Annotated in this window: 17 protein-coding genes; 8 read left to right on the forward strand and 9 right to left on the reverse strand. The window is 57.2% G+C overall.

What is annotated here, in order from left to right; genetic code table 11:
• Positions 1 to 49: 49 nt before the first annotated feature.
• Both F7R20_RS13990 and F7R20_RS13995 read right to left on the reverse strand, forming a co-directional pair.
• Positions 50 to 493, reverse strand: a complete 444-nt coding sequence (locus F7R20_RS13990; RefSeq protein WP_003197964.1) for a hypothetical protein — start codon at positions 491 to 493, stop codon at positions 50 to 52.
• 238 nt (positions 494 to 731) lie between these two features.
• The gene (locus F7R20_RS13995) at positions 732 to 1,091 is read right to left on the reverse strand and encodes a DUF6124 family protein (RefSeq protein WP_003197963.1); all 360 of its coding nucleotides are present in this window, start codon (positions 1,089 to 1,091) and stop codon (positions 732 to 734) included.
• Between the two features lie 492 nt (positions 1,092 to 1,583).
• On the opposite strand from F7R20_RS13995, the gene F7R20_RS14000 reads away from it, so the two are divergent.
• From F7R20_RS14000 to F7R20_RS14020, 5 genes are all read left to right on the forward strand, one after another.
• Positions 1,584 to 2,807 carry a colicin E3/pyocin S6 family cytotoxin gene (locus tag F7R20_RS14000; RefSeq protein ID WP_003197961.1) on the forward strand — a complete coding sequence of 408 codons (1,224 nt, stop codon included), beginning with the start codon at positions 1,584 to 1,586 and terminating at the stop codon, positions 2,805 to 2,807.
• Between the two features lie 7 nt (positions 2,808 to 2,814).
• Positions 2,815 to 3,069: a colicin E3-like toxin immunity protein gene (locus F7R20_RS14005; protein ID WP_003197959.1), complete on the forward strand. Its 255-nt coding sequence runs from the start codon at positions 2,815 to 2,817 to the stop codon at positions 3,067 to 3,069.
• A gap of 124 nt (positions 3,070 to 3,193) precedes the next feature.
• Positions 3,194 to 3,418 (forward strand): hypothetical protein, encoded by a 225-nt coding sequence (locus F7R20_RS31800; protein WP_028237251.1) that lies wholly within the window; start codon positions 3,194 to 3,196, stop codon positions 3,416 to 3,418.
• Positions 3,419 to 3,449: 31 nt separating this feature from the next.
• Positions 3,450 to 3,728 (forward strand): pyocin S6 family toxin immunity protein, encoded by a 279-nt coding sequence (locus F7R20_RS14015; protein WP_003197957.1) that lies wholly within the window; start codon positions 3,450 to 3,452, stop codon positions 3,726 to 3,728.
• Positions 3,729 to 3,737: 9 nt separating this feature from the next.
• Positions 3,738 to 3,992, forward strand: coding sequence for a colicin E3-like toxin immunity protein (locus F7R20_RS14020; protein ID WP_028237252.1), 255 nt, complete (start codon positions 3,738 to 3,740; stop codon positions 3,990 to 3,992).
• A gap of 37 nt (positions 3,993 to 4,029) precedes the next feature.
• Here the strand turns inward: F7R20_RS14020 and F7R20_RS14025 are convergent, their stop codons facing one another.
• From F7R20_RS14025 to F7R20_RS14040, 4 genes are all read right to left on the reverse strand, one after another.
• The gene (locus F7R20_RS14025; protein WP_003197955.1) at positions 4,030 to 4,263 is read right to left on the reverse strand and encodes a hypothetical protein; all 234 of its coding nucleotides are present in this window, start codon (positions 4,261 to 4,263) and stop codon (positions 4,030 to 4,032) included.
• Between the two features lie 4 nt (positions 4,264 to 4,267).
• On the reverse strand, positions 4,268 to 4,750 hold the full coding sequence (locus F7R20_RS14030; protein WP_003197952.1) for a hypothetical protein: 483 nt from the start codon (positions 4,748 to 4,750) through the stop codon (positions 4,268 to 4,270).
• Between the two features lie 72 nt (positions 4,751 to 4,822).
• Entirely contained in the window at positions 4,823 to 5,425 is a 603-nt protein-coding gene (locus tag F7R20_RS14035; protein ID WP_003197950.1) for a hypothetical protein, read from the reverse strand.
• Between the two features lie 68 nt (positions 5,426 to 5,493).
• The gene (locus F7R20_RS14040; protein ID WP_033028059.1) at positions 5,494 to 5,979 is read right to left on the reverse strand and encodes a DUF3592 domain-containing protein; all 486 of its coding nucleotides are present in this window, start codon (positions 5,977 to 5,979) and stop codon (positions 5,494 to 5,496) included.
• Positions 5,980 to 6,335: 356 nt separating this feature from the next.
• Here F7R20_RS14040 and F7R20_RS14045 point away from each other — a divergent pair, with 356 nt between their 5' ends.
• Entirely contained in the window at positions 6,336 to 7,979 is a 1,644-nt protein-coding gene (locus F7R20_RS14045; RefSeq protein WP_003197945.1) for an alkaline phosphatase D family protein, read from the forward strand.
• A 200-nt stretch (positions 7,980 to 8,179) separates the two neighbouring features.
• Positions 8,180 to 9,265: a sensor domain-containing diguanylate cyclase gene (locus tag F7R20_RS14050; protein ID WP_003197944.1), complete on the forward strand. Its 1,086-nt coding sequence runs from the start codon at positions 8,180 to 8,182 to the stop codon at positions 9,263 to 9,265.
• Here the strand turns inward: F7R20_RS14050 and F7R20_RS14055 are convergent.
• From F7R20_RS14055 to F7R20_RS14065, 3 genes are read right to left on the reverse strand one after another with little or no spacing between them, the layout of a single operon-like run.
• The gene (locus F7R20_RS14055) at positions 9,249 to 11,597 is read right to left on the reverse strand and encodes a TonB-dependent receptor (RefSeq protein ID WP_003197943.1); all 2,349 of its coding nucleotides are present in this window, start codon (positions 11,595 to 11,597) and stop codon (positions 9,249 to 9,251) included. The two genes, F7R20_RS14050 and F7R20_RS14055, sit on opposite strands and share 17 nt — an antisense overlap.
• A gap of 1 nt (position 11,598) precedes the next feature.
• Entirely contained in the window at positions 11,599 to 13,986 is a 2,388-nt protein-coding gene (locus F7R20_RS14060; RefSeq protein WP_003197941.1) for a hybrid sensor histidine kinase/response regulator, read from the reverse strand.
• On the reverse strand, positions 13,986 to 14,822 hold the full coding sequence (locus F7R20_RS14065; RefSeq protein ID WP_223524291.1) for a response regulator transcription factor: 837 nt from the start codon (positions 14,820 to 14,822) through the stop codon (positions 13,986 to 13,988). Before F7R20_RS14065 ends, F7R20_RS14060 begins: the two co-directional genes overlap by 1 nt.
• 184 nt (positions 14,823 to 15,006) lie before the next feature.
• On the opposite strand from F7R20_RS14065, the gene F7R20_RS14070 reads away from it, so the two are divergent.
• Positions 15,007 to 15,411, forward strand: a complete 405-nt coding sequence (locus F7R20_RS14070) for a DUF488 domain-containing protein (protein WP_003197939.1) — start codon at positions 15,007 to 15,009, stop codon at positions 15,409 to 15,411.
• The last annotated feature ends 314 nt before the right edge of the window (positions 15,412 to 15,725 follow it).

Genomic DNA, 15,725 nt, shown 5'->3' on the forward strand with positions numbered 1-15,725 from the left:
TTTATTACTTGCGACGTAGACAACCTTCAAACCGACGCAATTTTTCGTCTTAGGAGTTTGATGGCGGCTGAATGTAAATCACCTGTTTATCTCGACCAACCAACAAACCGACGATGAGAAAAATCACCCCCAAGAAGAAGCCAACAAACCCTAAGAAGCCACTCACCAAGGTGCCGCCAATTGCAGCTCCTGCGGTTTCTGCGCCTGAATGAGCACCGCTAATATTCGTTGCGATATGGCTACCGGTAAAAACAATACCAGCCAACGGAAGCATGAACGCAGCAATGCCTGAGGTGACCAAAAGTCGACGCCATGCCTTGCCAGCAGAGGGAGCGGAGACAGCTATTGCTAATGCAATAATCCATATTACGAAAAAAACAATCGCGCCAGTCCCTCCGGCGGCCCTCGGAGATGCCGCCCCGGCGATAGCTACAACTGTCGAAACAAGAATGGCTAATATCAATCCCGCGACCAACCCTGCAAGAATCTTCATCCTGAACTCCCGTTTGCACCGCGCCGTATATGCTCACTCAGGTATAGCAGCAAAAAGCCACTGCTGCCCTGCGAAAATTTGTCGCACCTCAGCTAGCAGAAGAAAATCTCGCACGGATGAAGAATGGTAACCTTTGGGGCCTCGGGCCTGCTGGAGCGCTCGGCCTCCCTCGGGTACAAAAAAGGCCTTGCTGGGCAAGACCTTTTTTCAAATCCAAGCAGCACGTAGCTCTGTTGCCCTACCTCACCTCAACAATATCCAAAGCCCGGTTCGCCAACAGCTCACTCACCTCAATCACCTGCAAAATCCCCATCGCAACACGCCGTCGCGAACCATCCAGATCAAACGCCAAATCACTGATCATGGCATTCGCCGAAGCCAGGTTCTCACTGAGATTCGCAAGCAAACACTCAGAATCAACCCCCGGATCAATCCGAAAAATGGAGTCTGGCTTGTCAGACGTCTCGCCCATAGGCTTGGATTTCAGGTAGTAATCCAACGCGCGAGTGGCAGCGTCGTCGAGCTTCTTGTTGCGGGCAGACTGGGCACGAGATGTGGGTTCGTCTGTAACTGGAGGATTCGGTGTAATTTTGACCATGGCCTTAGCTCTCTTTGGTTGAGGCTACTTCCCGTTCGCGACTAAACGATTGGGAGGCAGCTGTACGCAGGTTAGTCGACCGACGAGCTAAGAAATCGGCGCGCCCGGAGGCGCCCTGCGCACAGCCACCATCGAGTGCAGGGATGGGGATACCTGACTGATGGACGCTTGAGCGACTTAGCAACGACGGGCGACTAAACCCGATCACTGATGAGCAGTGACAGGTCTCAAACTACCGACGCAATCCAAGGCGAACAAGCCGGCGGATTCTGGCGTAGTTGTAGGCAAAGGCGCAAGGCGACGTCGGCTCGCGAGTTGCGGTTGCCCAATGACTGACAGCCCCATCTGACACTTCAAATTGTTCCGGCCTCTCATATCCAGCCCTACCTGTTTTGAGGAAACCGGAACGACCACTTCAAGAAACCTCCTACATCGCGCCCCTATCTTCCCGCGTTAGCGTCTGTGCTGCATTTAGCGGACGAGATTCACTACGTGGCGACACGCAAAAAAGATATCCCCCAGGTCCGAAACCCGCCCGGCGGCGACGGGCATCACGTCACCTATCGGGACATGACCGCCAGCGAACTGGCCGAGCGCGAAGCCCGGCAGTTGGCTTACGAAGCCATGCTTGCCCGGCAGGCAGCCTATGAACGAGAGCGCTGGGCCACGGTGGATAAAAAGCCCGTATTCAGCGTGACCGGAAGCGTGTTTGCCAAGAGCTGCAAGCTCCCCGACGGCATCATCGATTACAGCAACCCCAGCGGCTACGTCCCGGCCGATCTGGTCAAGCAGTACGGCGAACTCATGTGGCTCGGCGGTCGCGGCGCCGATCCATCCGGCACGATCCCCCTCAAGCGGATCGGCGCCGGCACGGTTCCCGTTACCTTGGGCCGGCTCGCGCTGGGCGGTTCGGCAACCTCCTCGGCTGCAGTTGCTGGCAGCACCGTTGGCGCAGCCCTGCTAACAGGCATCGTCGCCCTGCTCTGGCCGTCCAATCTGGGCGACAGCGCGCTTTACAGCGAAGACCAGCTACGCGACCTCAAGCAGGCCCGCAGCCGCATGCGCCTGAGCGTCGAGCAGCAGGCCGACGGCAGTCTCAAGGGGTATGGCTTCTATACCGGCCAGCATCCCGATTGGGAAATGGTTGATGTTGTTCAGTTCACGTCGCGAGCCGATCAGTTCATCGCCGACCTGGGAGATGGCATTGAACTGATCTGGACGCCGGCTACCAATCCGGCTGACACCCTCGGCATTCCTGCCCTGGAAGCTGCACCCCAGGCACCGCCTATTTGGATCTACCCGCCGACGCCGATGGCCGACAGCATCATCGTCGACCCGATCTACCCGCCGGAGTACAGGGATTTCATTCTGGTGTTTCCGGCGGATTCGGGAGTTCGGCCGGTTTATGTTGTGGTCTCTGTCAGGCGAAGCGGTAACGCCGACCATGACTACTATCCAGCACCAGAAACCGAAGAAATTACCGGTTTTTCAAATCTCAAAGAGGTAAAAAAGAAAACACCAAAACAAGGAGGGGCTGGACTCAGAGAACGTTGGGTTGGTCCTAAAGGAAGGACCATTTACGAATGGGACTCCCAACATGGCGAGCTAGAGGTATATCGCGCAAGCGACGGAAGTCATTTAGGCGCGTTCGATCATCGGACGGGAGTGCAAGTAGGTAAAGCTAGAAAAAACCGCAACATCAAAAAATATTTGTGAGGATTCGATGGGCTTAAAAATAAGATTGGATTGGTACGACAAAAAAACCGAATTGGGCGAAGGCAAAGAATATTCGAACGACTTGGGGGATGATTTGTCAGTAATCACCGCGCTGGATCTGGAAAGCGAACCCGAAATATATGACGGGGGCTTTGATGTACGCGCCGAATGGATACCTATCATTCAGCCCTTCTTTGAGCATTCAATCGCCCCAGAAAAATTCGATTATCAAATTGCATTTCGGTACCGAGCTAATTGGTAAAAAACAACTAGCCACCTCCCATCAAAACGTTTGTACGTAGCGGCGACGTAAAGCGTTGAAAATGGGAGGATCCTAAAGGCAGGTTTATGAATGAACTCACGACACGGCACTATAGGATAACCCCATGAAACATAAAATAATGGGCGCGATAGACGGTGACGACTTCGCTTCATACGAAAAAACTCTCTGCATTGACACTCAGGCTCTAGCAAAGATAATGAATTGGAACAAAGAAGAAAGTTATTTTTACGACTACGCACTGAACACATCTCAAATTGAAGCACTGGAAGATTCGTGCTCAATAGAGTTACCACGAAACCTGTTGCTTTTTTTAACCAGCAGCAACTAATTCACTAAAAAGCATCAAAAAGAGGGATACCATGCGTTACTTCTCAATAACAGGCTTCTATCCAGACGACAAGAAAGACGATTCACTGCAATTTGAGATTTGCATAAAAAACGCCGAGCAAAACGAAGCGCTAGCCCAGATAACTGAAGCAAAACCATTCAACGCTGTTGAACCAGGAGAGCTGGAGATAACGGAAGAGCAACTCAAAAAAATAGAGAAAACACTCGACATGAAATTCCCTGCCGGCCTGGAATATTTCATCGGGACTAGCGCCGACACCCCCTCAACCAAAACCAGATCAAAAAGCTGAACGAGCCAAATGGGACTCAAACTCAGACTTGAATGGTTTAGCAAGCAAACCGAATCCTACGAAGGAGAAGGATATTCAAAAGACTTGGGCGAGGACGGCACTGTCATTGAAGCCTTAGGGATTCCAATCGAAAACAACATAAATAACGGAGGCTTTAATGTCCCACAAGAATGGATAAAAATTCTCCAACCTTATTTTCAGCATTCAATTGATTGGCCCACCTACGTCTATCAGGTCTCCTTCGATTATCGAGACAGCTGGTAGCCACGGAGTGAGTGGTCAATCAAAGAGAAATACAGACTCACGCCACATACCGTGCCCGGCTAAAAAACAGTGCCGCACCGATAGCAATAGCACTGGTTGAAGCGATACCCACATCAAAGCCCGAGATGAAGGATGGCAGCGCAAAAATACTCGCAAATCCCAGCGCAAGCAGGGTTATGCCGAGCCATTTCCTGAGGTCGTAGGATTTCATATAGAAGAACAGCAGCAGGAACACCGCGTATGCCAAGGCGTACAGGCCATATTCGCTCATAGTCCTAACCTCCTTGAGCCTTGATGATCATGGAGGATCCGGAGCGTTGCGGACCTATGCCACCGCTAACTTGTGCATCCAGGCTAACGATGACATCACCGGCGTGATAGGTCGGCAACTTGCCCAGTGTGAACTCGCGGACCGCCCATCCCACAGGAAGGGCTGCGCCGGGCATTAATTTGCCGGCCGCCGTGGCGAAAACGCCAGTGGTTAGGTTGGCGATACTCATTCGTTGGGCGTTGAGTAAATCACCTTGTTGCCGGGTCAGGGGTTTTGAAATCCCGATCATCATTTGGCAGGGTAAATCCTTGGCGAGCATTTTGTCGTAGAGCTCCACCACCTGGTTGCTCACTTCATAGTGGGCGGATTTCGCTTCGCCAAAGTGCAGTGTTCTGAGGCTACCCCGTTCATCGGCTGACAGGGTGAAGCGCGATACGCTGAAGATAATTCCATGGTTGCCAGAAAATTGGCCTGTTTCAAACTTCAATGCTCGCATCCTTATCGAGTCTATGAAGGCGGGATTCTGTCTTAGCCGGTGCGCTTTTCGCAAATGGTAAAGCTACGGCTCGGATTGCCCTGCTACCTGACGATCCGCAGTCACGATAAAGGGCCTGCCCTCAAGATCCATTTGCTCCAGGACCATCCTGTTCTTATCCACCTCCTTGATGCGCGCCTGCCCCGATCCCCCTTCGGGGTAGATATCACTGAGGTTGGGCATGCTGGGGCCGATAAATTGCGCCACTGTCAAAGGCGAAATATCTTGGCCGTCAACCGAGTAGGTCTTGGGTAACGTCTTCATCTGCTGCAGCGTGAACGACAGGTTTTCGCTGTCTGCGCTCCAGGTGCCGGCGCCATTGGCGCTGTATTCGAGCCTGAACGGCTTCGAAGGCTCTGTCCCAACCAGCGCGACGACGCCGCTGACGTTGTAATGATTGTTGGCGAAGTATTCGATGGTGCCCTTGAACTCGAACTTCATGCCGTCGCCGTTGGGATAGCTGAACGCTTCGGTCCAACGACCAATGAAGTGGCTTTTGTAGTAGTCGGCCCTCATTTCGGCCAACCAGGATGAAATGCTGGGGAACCCGGCCAACAAGCCAACAATCGCCACGATCGCGGCCCAGCTTTTTAGCGAGTACTGCTTGAGTGTCGAGACAGCGGTCATCCATAACTCCTTATCCATGAGGAGGCGCGCAGCACTCCGGTTTGCCTGAGCGGTTGTTGCCAGACCGCTCAATAGAAGCGGTCTTCTTCTTTCATGCGGTAAATGCGACCGAACGTCATGAAGGAAATTCCGAAGAACACCAATGTCAGCAATACCCCGCCAGCCATGACGAAGAAGCTGGCGCGATAAGTGTGTAGCTCGGTGGCGATGCTGCTGATTTGGGGAAACCAACGTGAATACAGCAGGGGAACGTCCCCCCCTACCTCGTACTGATCATGTTCGTTATAGCGTTGGTCCACGTATTCGTCTTCATGGACTTGCTGATCACCGTCGGCATATTGGTAACGAATGATGATGCCGTTTTCATTCATCGGGATGCTTTCCAGTTGCGTCACGGTGCCGTTTACCTCGACAGCGCTCCACCGAATGGCCCCATAAATGGACCCTGAGTGTTTTGCCAGAGAGGCTAGAAATAGCAGTACACAGCAAGCAACGGTAAGCAGGACGATTCGGTTATACAGGTGGTCTTTTTCAGCTTCGCGTGGGTAAAACATGCTCCGGTCCTTCGAATGGGATTGCTGCGCAACCTATCGGCGAGCGACCGGGCAACTTGAGTTTTTATAGAGGCCACGGCCCGTTCGTTGCTGTCGGCCTGTCGATAAGCAGGGTTCAACGGATTGTTATCCTGCCAAGTGTTTCATTTACTTAACAGCACGCCGTCAACACTTTCAATTATCGCCAAAAACAGGCGAGTCGATTCGACAAGCGAAACGGTACGGCTATATTCACAATGCCTCCATCCTGATTGGATTTGAATCCTTCGCTGTAGATCCTGCCGGAGGGACGTAAGCATCCGAACCGGACTCATCTCCTGTTCTGAGATAACTATGCTCGGACAAAGGAATTCCCCATGGCTTTGGTCGACCCTAGAAATAACGAGTACGACGTTTCCAAACTACAAAGTGCAAGTATTATTGGACACGTCACCACCCAGTCTGCACGCATTTGGATTCGCGTCTATACACCAGGAAACTGGAGCCTGGTTTGGTCAAAGAATGCAATCGAAGGCGATTTGGTAAAGCTGGATGGCAAACCGCTGGCCGAGTTTTTGAAACCGTATAACTGTGCTCATGACTCATATGCATTCAGCTGGGAAGATGATCTGACCCATACCTTCGACCTTCAGGGCCTGGATCAAGACACGACTTATTTCTACTATCTAATGACCGACGAGACGGACGGTACGGAAACCTTTCGCAGGACCGAAATCGGTTGTCATAAGTCACTCGCCTTCAGGACCATGGCAGACGAGATGCTTGATTTCAGCTTTGGATTCTATAGTTGCCATGATCCGTTCAACGCAAATGGAAGTTATGGCGCCTGGCCTCTCTTTCTGGAAAAAATGGATGTTTCAAACGCCAGATTCGCTATAGGGGGTGGCGATCAAGTGTATGTTGATTGCCAGGAGAGCAAGCACTTTCCTGACATCTGGGAGTGGTTGAAAGACAACAAGGACGACTTGATCGCAGAGTGCTCCACAAAAGGCAAGCTTGACCTTAAAAAGCTCGACGCGTACCTGCTCAATCTGTATCGCTGGTACTATCGAGTGTATTGGAAATTTCCACACCTCCAGGAAGCGTTCTCCAAGTACCCGCAATACATGATCTGGGACGATCATGAAATCATGGATGGCTGGGGTTCTCGTACCGACGAAGAGCGAATCGCAATAATTTCCAGGTATTTCGAACGCGATGACAAGGTAATAGATAGAAAATTGGTTAATTCAATGTGGACGGCTGCGCGGACGGCTTACTTTGAATATGCGCACAGCCACAATCCCGAGACTGGCGTTTCCAAAGGCTCCTTGAAAAAACCAGAGACCTGTATCTGGGATTACGGTTTTGAAAAAGGCGGCATTCCATTTTATATGCTTGACATGCGTGGACATCACGACGTCGAAACCCCGGAAAAGAAGAACTTTCTTCTCGGTACAAAACAAATCGAACGATTCCAAGAATGGTTGAAAAGTAGCGCGAACTCATCCTCTCCCTTGTTATTTGTGGTTAGCCCGGTGCCATTCGTTCACTGGAAATCGGTGCTCTTGACGGCTGGTTCCTGGCTTGACTCCGCCAAAGATGATTGCATGGATGAGTGGGACCATAGCAGCAACCATGCAGAGCGAAACATTCTGCTGGATTCCATCTTTCCAGCGCTGGACAAAAGCGGTAAGACATTGGTGTTCATCAGTGGCGACGTTCACTGTGCCGCTGCGTTTCGACTGAGTCATGATAAATATCGTAAAGCCAGTATCTATCAGGTGGCCTCCAGCGCTATTTCCCGAATGCCCGCCGGGCAGTTCGCCGGAACCGGGATCGCAAATTCTGGAAAGATCAACGGTCATGATTCCATCTATTTCGAGCACCTTTTCAGTCACTCGGAAGACAAGAACTTTGCAATATTCCACGTAGCAGGTGGAGCCTCGGCATCTGTCGATCTCTGTTGGCCTGGTGGCTCACAAGGCGAAGCCGTGGTGAAAACCCTACGACTTCGCTGACTCCCGCTTGACGCAAGGCCTTGATAAAACCTGCGCACTGTAAGTCGCTATGGTGCGCAGTCACGTCCCGAAAATCTTTCCACTCCATCCCTTCCCGCAAAGCTCCCATCCGCTCCAGCAAACGCCCCCGCCCACCCCCGCCTCGATAATCCCTTCTCCACTCACCCCCTACCGCTGCAACCGAGCACCGTGTACCCCCCATGAACCTACGCACCTTCATCCGGAGCTATTGCCTCAACTCCAGGCTCGCCACGCATGCCCTGACCCGGCTGCACCGAGCGCTGTCATCCCTGGCCGCCTACCTGGCCCAGCAAGGCTTCGATTCCAACATATGGCCGGCCACCCGTGACGAAGCCACGCTCGACCGTCGCCTCAACACCGTGTGCCCAGAGCTGGCCGCCACTGTGTTCAGCCACGCCCGCGAAGGCATCATCCTGGTCGACCCCTTCGGCCGGGTCATCGCCGTGAACGAGGCCTTCACCCGCCTCACCGGTTACGGGCAAGAAGAGATCAAGGGTCGCGAGCTGAACTCCCATCGCATGGTCCGTCGCCTCACCGCTTTTTACGCGCCAATGAAAAACGCGTTGGATTTCCACGGGCATTGGTCCGGTGAAATCCAAAGCAACCACAAGGACGGCCGGGAGATGACCTCGCGGATCAGCATCAGTGCGGTGCATGACCGTCACGGCAATGTTCAGCACTATGTGGCGCTGTTCAGCGACATGACCCAGATGAAGCAGCGTCTGCAGTTGCTGGAGCGCGATGCCCGGTATGACGCGCTCACGCAGTTGCCCAATCGGTTGTTGTTGGCCGAGCGGATGCGTCAGGCGTTGGGCAAGGCGCGTATTTATCAGCAGAAGGTGGCGATTGCGTTTATTGATCTGGATGGGTTCAAGGCGCTGAACGACAGTTATGGGCATGACTGGGGGGACCGGGTGTTGCAGATTGTCGCGGCGCGGATCAATGCGACGTTGCGTGAGGGCGATACGTTGGCGCGGCTGGGGGGTGATGAGTTTGTTGCCGGGCTGGTGGGGTTGCAGGCGGTGGAGGACTGCGAGCCGTTGCTCAAGCGGATGCTGGCTGCGGCCAATGCGCCGATTTTGATTGGCGCGCAGACGGTGGAGATCGCGGCGAGTATCGGGGTGGCGTTTTACCCTGAGCATGGGCATGAGATCGATGGGCTGATCAGTAAGGCGGATCAGGCGATGTATCTGTCGAAGAAGGCCGGTGGTAATCGTTTGGCGTTTTGTCCGACGCGGTTTATTTCGGTCAATAGCGAAGCCTGACGGTGGTGCCGAGGGTGCGTTCGCTGCCGGTCATGACGCCGTAGTCGCCGGTGCCGAGCAGTGAATAGACGGCTGTGATGTAGTTGCGGTCGAAGAGGTTACGCACCCAGCCTTCGACTTCCCAGGCACGGTCCTGGCTGCGCAGGCCCAGGCGCAGGTTGGTGAGGCCGTAGCTGGGTTGATAGCTGCCTTCGCCACCTTCGAGGGTGCCGGAGTAGCCGGTGCGAAAGCTGTAGTCGATGCCGCTGAAGGCTTCCAATCCGTAGGGCAGCGGGTGGGTGTGGTCGAGACCGCTGCTGAGGGTCCATTCCGGCGCGTTGTAGAGGCGCTCGCCGCTGAGGTCGCAGGTCCATTGGCCCGAGGCCGGTGGGCACGGGGCGTTGGGGAAGCTGCGGTAGCGCGCATCGCTCCAGGCCAGGCCCAGGCGGCCGGTGAGTTTGGGGGTAAGTTGCCAGGCCGAATCGAGTTCGATGCCGCGCAGGCGGACTTTGCCGACGTTGATCAGATTGTCCCGCAGGGGTGGCGCGAACAGCGAGGTGGGCGGGCTGTAGGTGAGCGCTTGGTAGTTGTCGACGTCGGTCTGGTAAATGGCGAGGTCGAGCAGCGCGCGTTCATCCCAGAACCGCGTCTTCATGCCCAGTTCCAGTGATGTGGCCCGCTCGGGTTCGAAGGTCGGCGCGGTGAACGGGCCGACCACGTCGAAGTTGATGCCGCCGGCCTTGTAGCCCCGCGACCAGCTGACGTAGCCCATCACCGCCTCGCTGAAACGGTAGCTGGCGCTGAGGAGGCTGGAGACGTTGTGTTCTTCAATCGAATCTTCGCGGTAATAAGCACCACCGAGGGCAATGTCGCGCAGCAATTGCCCACCGGCCTGGAACACCGGGGGCAAGCCAGTCAGCGGGGCGAGGTTGCTGACGTCGCGGGAGATCCAGCCGTCCTTGCGCTCCTGGCTGTAGCGCAGGCCGCCGGTGAGTTCCAGCGGGTCAATCGGGCGCCAGGAGAGTTGACCGAAAATCGCTCGGCTGTCGCCCTTCTGCTCGCCATCGTAACGTTGCCGGGCGCCGTCCAGCAGCATGGCCGGCACCTGGCTCGGATCGGTGATGTTGATGCCCAGTTTCTTCAGTTGCTCCAGTTGATCACCGACGAACCAGGGCGCGGCGTCCTTGCCGAATTCGGCGTCGATCTGTCGGTCGAGCTGCTGGCGCAGGTAGTAAAGGCCGGCGACATAGTCGACGGACGAGCCGGCTGTGCCGGACAGGCGCCATTCCTGGCTGAACTGCCGGTGGCCCAGCTCGGTTTCGGATTGGATCACCGACAGCGCGGTGCTGTCGCTATCGCGGGTGGCGCGGTAGTCCCAGTCGCGGTAGGCGGTGATGCTGGTGAAGCGCATCGCCTCGTCGAGGTCCCAGTTCAACTCCAGTGAGACGCCGTTCTGCAGGGTTTGCGGATGGCCCGGCGCGTCGATGCGGGACTCGCGTTTGTAGGGGTCGGGCTCGGTCAGTGGATAGCCGAGGAATTTGGCGCGTTTGCGGGTTTGCTCGCCGTAATGATTGACCAGCAGGACGTTGCCAGCTTCGTTTTGCTCGGCGTAGTCGGCGATCAGGCGGGCGCTGAAGTCCGGGTTCGGCGTCCACAGCAATTGGCCGCGCAGGCCTTGGCTGTCGGCGTCGCCGAGGCGGCTGCCGTCTTGCAGGTTTTCCACGGCGCCATCGGAGGCGCTGTCGAAAACGTTGAGGCGGCCGGCCAGCACGTCGTCTTGCAGCGGCCCGGAAATCGTCCCGCGATACTCACGCAAACCGCGCTCGCCGTAGCGGGCTTCGAGGTTGGCTTCGGGCTGGAACGTCGGTTGTTTGGTGATGATGTTCAGCGCGCCGGCGGTGGTGTTTTTGCCGAACAAGGTGCCTTGGGGCCCGCGTAAAACTTCGATGCGCTCGATGTCCATCAACTCGGTGAAGGCCATGCCCTGGCGCGCCTGGTAAACGCCATCGACGTAGGTGCCGACGCTGCCTTCCAGGCCTTCGTTGTAGGCGGTGGCGCCGAAGCCGCGCAGGCCGAAGCCGGCGTAGCGGGCATCGTGGCCGGACACTATCAAGCCCGGCACGCGTTGTTGAATGTCTTGCAGCCGGTGCAGGCCGGCTTCGTCCAATTGATCGCCGTAGAGGACGTTGATCGGGATCGGCACGTTTTGCGGGTCTTCCTCGCGGCGGCGAGCGGTGACGGTGGTTTCGTCGAGCGTGAGGACGGTGGGCGCCGTTTGTTCGGCCTGGACCTTCGCCCAGGGCACCATCGAAAGGCTGCCGAGCAAAAGCAGTCGGTAACCCCAACCCTGCACGCTATTGCTCCCGAGCCATCGCCGGACCCGCCGTGTCCGCGCAGGCCAGAGCCTTGACGCACGCCAGCAATTCGCGGCTGTCGGCGGGCTTGAGCAGTACTGCGTCGAAGGCCAGGTCCTGTGGATAGTTCTCCGGTCTGCGTGGCGGCACTGCGGAATAAAGCATCACGGGTAGATCGCGCGGACCGTCGCGCACTTGGCGCAGCAGTTCCCAGCCGTCCATGCCGGGCATCATCTGGTCGCTGATCAGCAGGTCAATCGATTGTTCAGCCAGGCAGGCCAAGGCGTCTTCGCCGTTCGCCGCCATGCTCACGTCGAAGCCGTAACCGGCCAGCAGGTCGTAGAGCCATTCGCTGTTCTGTTCGATGTCGTCCACCAGCAGGACGTGTTTGCCCTGGCCGTCGAATGGCGTGGCGTTGTTGTCGACGATGCCGTTTTCCAGGTCGTGTTCTTGGGCGCAGTTCAGTTGCAGGCGAAAACTGAAGTGGCTGCCCTGCCCCGTAGCTTGCGGCTCGAGGCGGCTGTCCATGCGTTCCAGCAGTTGCGTGACGATGGACAGGCCCAACCCGCTGCCTTCGTAGCGCTGGGCATTGCGGCCGCGGCGGAACGGTTGCAGGAGTTGTTCGAATTCCTGCGGATCGATGCCGATGCCGGTGTCGATCACGCTGAAGCGCAGTTCCACGGTATTGGTGCTCGCACCTGAAGGAGCGCTCACTTCGAAACGGATCTGGCCGTTGCGAGTGAATTTCGCCGCGTTCGCCAGGAGGTTCATGAGGATCTGCCGGAGGCGTTTGAAATCGGCCTCTACCAGTGGCGGCAGGTCATCCGCCAGCACCGCCTCAAAGGTGTTGCCCTGGCGTGCGGCGAGAAAGCCCGCTTCGTCTGCGATCTCGTTGAGGAAGCCGTACAGATAACCCGGTGCGAGGGTCAATTGCATCTGCTCCAGCTCGCCATGGGAGAACTCGAGCATCTCGTCGATCAGCTCCAATTGCTGGCGGGCGTTGCGCTCGATGGTGGCTTGATAGTCGCGGTTGGGGCCGGCGTGCAGCAGCCGCGCGTAGTCGATGATGCGTACCAGCGGCGAGCGCAGGTCGTGGCTGATCCGCGCCATCAACGCACTGCGCGCCGCCAGGGATTCGCGCAACTGCGACGTGCGCAGGGCCACGGTGCTTTCCAGGCGTTCCTGTTCGGCTTGGCGTTGTTGGTCGAGGGTGGACAGGGCGTTTTTTTCACGGTTGCGACTGCGGGCGACTTCCATGATCAACGTACACACCTGCAACGCCACGCCCGCCAGGGTGGACGATAGGCTGTATTTGCTTTGCGGCGACTGCCAGGGCAATTGCTCCTGGGGGAAGAACAGCCGCATTAGCAATTGCCCAAGCAACAGCGCCGGCACCAGCCAGGCCATCCAGTTGTAGCTCAGTCGTGCGCGCCAAGCCATGAACAGCGTGGCAAGCAGTACGCCATAGAAACTCATCAAGGATATCTGGACGATCTGCGCGCCTTGGACTGGATCGATCTTCAGCCACCAGAGTCGGCCGAGGATGCAGCCCAGCAGCGGCACCCAATAGCTCCAGCCGATGATTCCGGGCAGACGGGCAACCTGCAACAGGACGCGTATGTAGGCCAGGAAGAGTACGAACGAGAACGCGCTGGCGCAGGTCAGCAGCTCGCGTGTCCAGCCGAGTGCGGTGGGCCAATAGATCAGGTAGCCGTTGAGGATGCAGGTCAGCAGGATGTAGCTAAATATCGCGCCCGCGTTCACGGTCAGCAGTTGGGAGCGCAGGATCCAGCCGACGATGAAACCGAACGGGACCACCAGCAGGACAATGCCGAGGGTGAGTCCGTCGCTCAGGTAGGTCTGTTGCTGACTGCGCAGCAGCGCCGGTTCGGACCACAGTTCCGGCTCCAGCAACATCTGGAAATTGCTCGCCACGCGGATGAATAGCGTGGCGCTCTCCCCTGCCGCCAGCGAGACCGGGAACGCCGGCTGACGTGTCGCCGGCTGCGGCCATTCGGCCAAGGGATAGGCGCCGCCTGCATGGGCATCCTGACCCGGTTGATAGACGCGGATGTCTTCCAGGCGCGGCGCGCCGACCACCAGCAGGCGCGAACACGCCGCAGTACTTGAGTTGCTGAGCTGCACTTTCAACCAGAAGGCGGAGCGGCTGTAGCCTTGGGTCGGCCAGCCTGGGGTCGCGTGCTTGAAATACGTGTTGGGTAGTTGAGTGACTTCTTCCTGGCTCAGGCTGGCCTGGGTGTCCTCGAAAATTTGCATCGCGGGCATCAGGTCCAGGTGGTCAGCCCGGCAGATATCCACAGGCGCGGCGCGCAGCAAGCCTGTGGATAACAACGCTATCGTCAGCAATAAAACCTGTAGGAGCCGCATCAGGCGCGCCCGGCCAACTCGGTTTCGGTGATGCCCAGGGCTTGCTGGCGAAACTGGCTGGGCGTCATGCCGATTCGCTGGCGGAAGGCCGTGGTGAAGTTGCAGGCGTTGCGAAAGCCCACCAGTTCGGCAACGTCTTGCACGCTCATGGCGCTTTCGGAAAGCAGATCCTGGCCGCGCCGCAGTCGTGCGTCGCGAATGTAGGCGAACACGGTCAGCCCCAGGTGCTCGCGAAAGATTCGCGAGAGACGTTTCTCGTGAGTGCCGACTTTTTGCGCCAGTTGGACCAGGGACGGCATGTCATCGAGGTGGTCTTCGATCAACCGCATCGCGGCGCGCAGGACGATCTCATCGCCTTCCGGCTCCGGATCCGCCGGGTTCTGTTGGTGGGTGGGCGGCGCGCGCCAGGTCAATTGCAGGTGGATCTTGATACGCGCCAGCACTTCCTCGGGCGCGCAGGACTTGGGGATGTAATCCACCCCGCCCACGGTGAGCCCTTCCAGGCGTTCGATGGAGCTGTTGGCCGATGACAGGAACAGGATGGGCGTGTGCCGTGTCGCCGGCGCCTCGCGCAACAGCCGGCACAGGCTGAAACCGTTCATGTGCGGCATGTGCACGTCCAGCACGATCAAATCCGGACGCAAGGCCAGTGCCCGCTGATAACCCTGGTGAGCATCGCTGGCCAGGGAAATGCGCCAGGGTTGGGCCTTGAGCAAGATGAGCGTCGCACGGATATCCTCCGGGACGTCGTCGATCAGCAGAATATGCGGCGGCTCGGACGACACCGCCGCGCTTGCCTCCAGAGCCGCCCGCCTTTCGTATCGTCCGTCGTCCATTCGCTACGTTCTCTTATCGTGCGTTTGCCAATTAATTGCCGGAAAGCAACGGTATCGCAACGCAAAATCGATGGATCGGTAAAAATCGTTACACCAATAGCGGCAGGTGCGGCGAAGACTTGAAGGCGCCGATATGTCCATGGCCGCTATGCTGAGGCGATCCTACTTCGACAGGCAGGCTTTGATGATCCAGTGCAAACGCGCCTATGAAACAGCCAGCGCCGAGGATGGCGTACGGGTTCTGGTGGACCGCTTGTGGCCGCGCAATTGCCGCAAGGATGCGTTGGCGATTGCGCAGTGGCTGCCGGAGGTCGGGCCTTCCCATGAGTTGCGCAAGGCGTTCAAGGCGGGGGCGGTTTCGTTTGCCGAGTTCAGCGTGGCGTATCGGCGTGAGCTGGCGGCGCGGCCAGAGCATTGGTGGAAGCTGGTGGATATTGCGCGGGATGGGACGCTGACGTTGGTGTATGCGGCCAAGTCGACGGTTGAGAACAATGCGGTGGTGTTGGCGCAGTGGTTGGAGGATGAGGTGGAGAAACGGGCGGAGGGGAGTTCGCCGGTTTGTTATTTGTCTGAGTTTCCGGAGCTTTGAGTTGATCGTTCCCACGCTCCCGCGTGGGAACGCCGCCAGGGATGCTCCGCGTTCCGCTTCTGCGAGGTGACGCAGAGCGTCACGGGATGCATGCCCACGCAGAGCGTGGGAACGATCAGGGTGCGGCGGCGGTGGAAGATCGTTCCTCACGCTCCGCGTGGGAACGCCGCCAGGGATGCTCCGCGTTCCGCTTCTGCGAGGTGACGCAGAGTGTGGGAACAATCAATGCACTGCACAGACCTCTCCACGGGGTAATTGGTTTGCTTAAGTTCGGCGGCGTGCGGCTAAGATGGCGCGCAGAGAAACCACAAGGA

This window comes from Pseudomonas brassicacearum subsp. brassicacearum, from assembly GCF_008801605.1.
GTDB classification, from domain to species: Bacteria; Pseudomonadota; Gammaproteobacteria; order Pseudomonadales; family Pseudomonadaceae; genus Aquipseudomonas; species Aquipseudomonas brassicacearum.

Excerpts from the sequence above, each read along its gene's own strand:
- F7R20_RS14040 (WP_033028059.1), bottom strand. The coding sequence starts at position 5,979 with ATGTTTTACCCACGCGAAGCTGAAAAAGACCACCTGTATAACCGAATC.
- F7R20_RS14065 (WP_223524291.1), bottom strand. The coding sequence starts at position 14,822 with ATGGACGACGGACGATACGAAAGGCGGGCGGCTCTGGAGGCAAGCGCG.
- F7R20_RS14045 (WP_003197945.1), top strand. The coding sequence starts at position 6,336 with ATGGCTTTGGTCGACCCTAGAAATAACGAGTACGACGTTTCCAAACTA.
- F7R20_RS13990 (WP_003197964.1), bottom strand. The coding sequence starts at position 493 with ATGAAGATTCTTGCAGGGTTGGTCGCGGGATTGATATTAGCCATTCTT.
- F7R20_RS14050 (WP_003197944.1), top strand. The coding sequence starts at position 8,180 with ATGAACCTACGCACCTTCATCCGGAGCTATTGCCTCAACTCCAGGCTC.
- F7R20_RS14005 (WP_003197959.1), top strand. The coding sequence starts at position 2,815 with ATGGGCTTAAAAATAAGATTGGATTGGTACGACAAAAAAACCGAATTG.
- F7R20_RS14070 (WP_003197939.1), top strand. The coding sequence starts at position 15,007 with ATGATCCAGTGCAAACGCGCCTATGAAACAGCCAGCGCCGAGGATGGC.
- F7R20_RS31800 (WP_028237251.1), top strand. The coding sequence starts at position 3,194 with ATGAAACATAAAATAATGGGCGCGATAGACGGTGACGACTTCGCTTCA.
- F7R20_RS14015 (WP_003197957.1), top strand. The coding sequence starts at position 3,450 with ATGCGTTACTTCTCAATAACAGGCTTCTATCCAGACGACAAGAAAGAC.
- F7R20_RS14020 (WP_028237252.1), top strand. The coding sequence starts at position 3,738 with ATGGGACTCAAACTCAGACTTGAATGGTTTAGCAAGCAAACCGAATCC.
- F7R20_RS13995 (WP_003197963.1), bottom strand. The coding sequence starts at position 1,091 with ATGGTCAAAATTACACCGAATCCTCCAGTTACAGACGAACCCACATCT.
- F7R20_RS14060 (WP_003197941.1), bottom strand. The coding sequence starts at position 13,986 with ATGCGGCTCCTACAGGTTTTATTGCTGACGATAGCGTTGTTATCCACA.
- F7R20_RS14035 (WP_003197950.1), bottom strand. The coding sequence starts at position 5,425 with ATGACCGCTGTCTCGACACTCAAGCAGTACTCGCTAAAAAGCTGGGCC.
- F7R20_RS14025 (WP_003197955.1), bottom strand. The coding sequence starts at position 4,263 with ATGAGCGAATATGGCCTGTACGCCTTGGCATACGCGGTGTTCCTGCTG.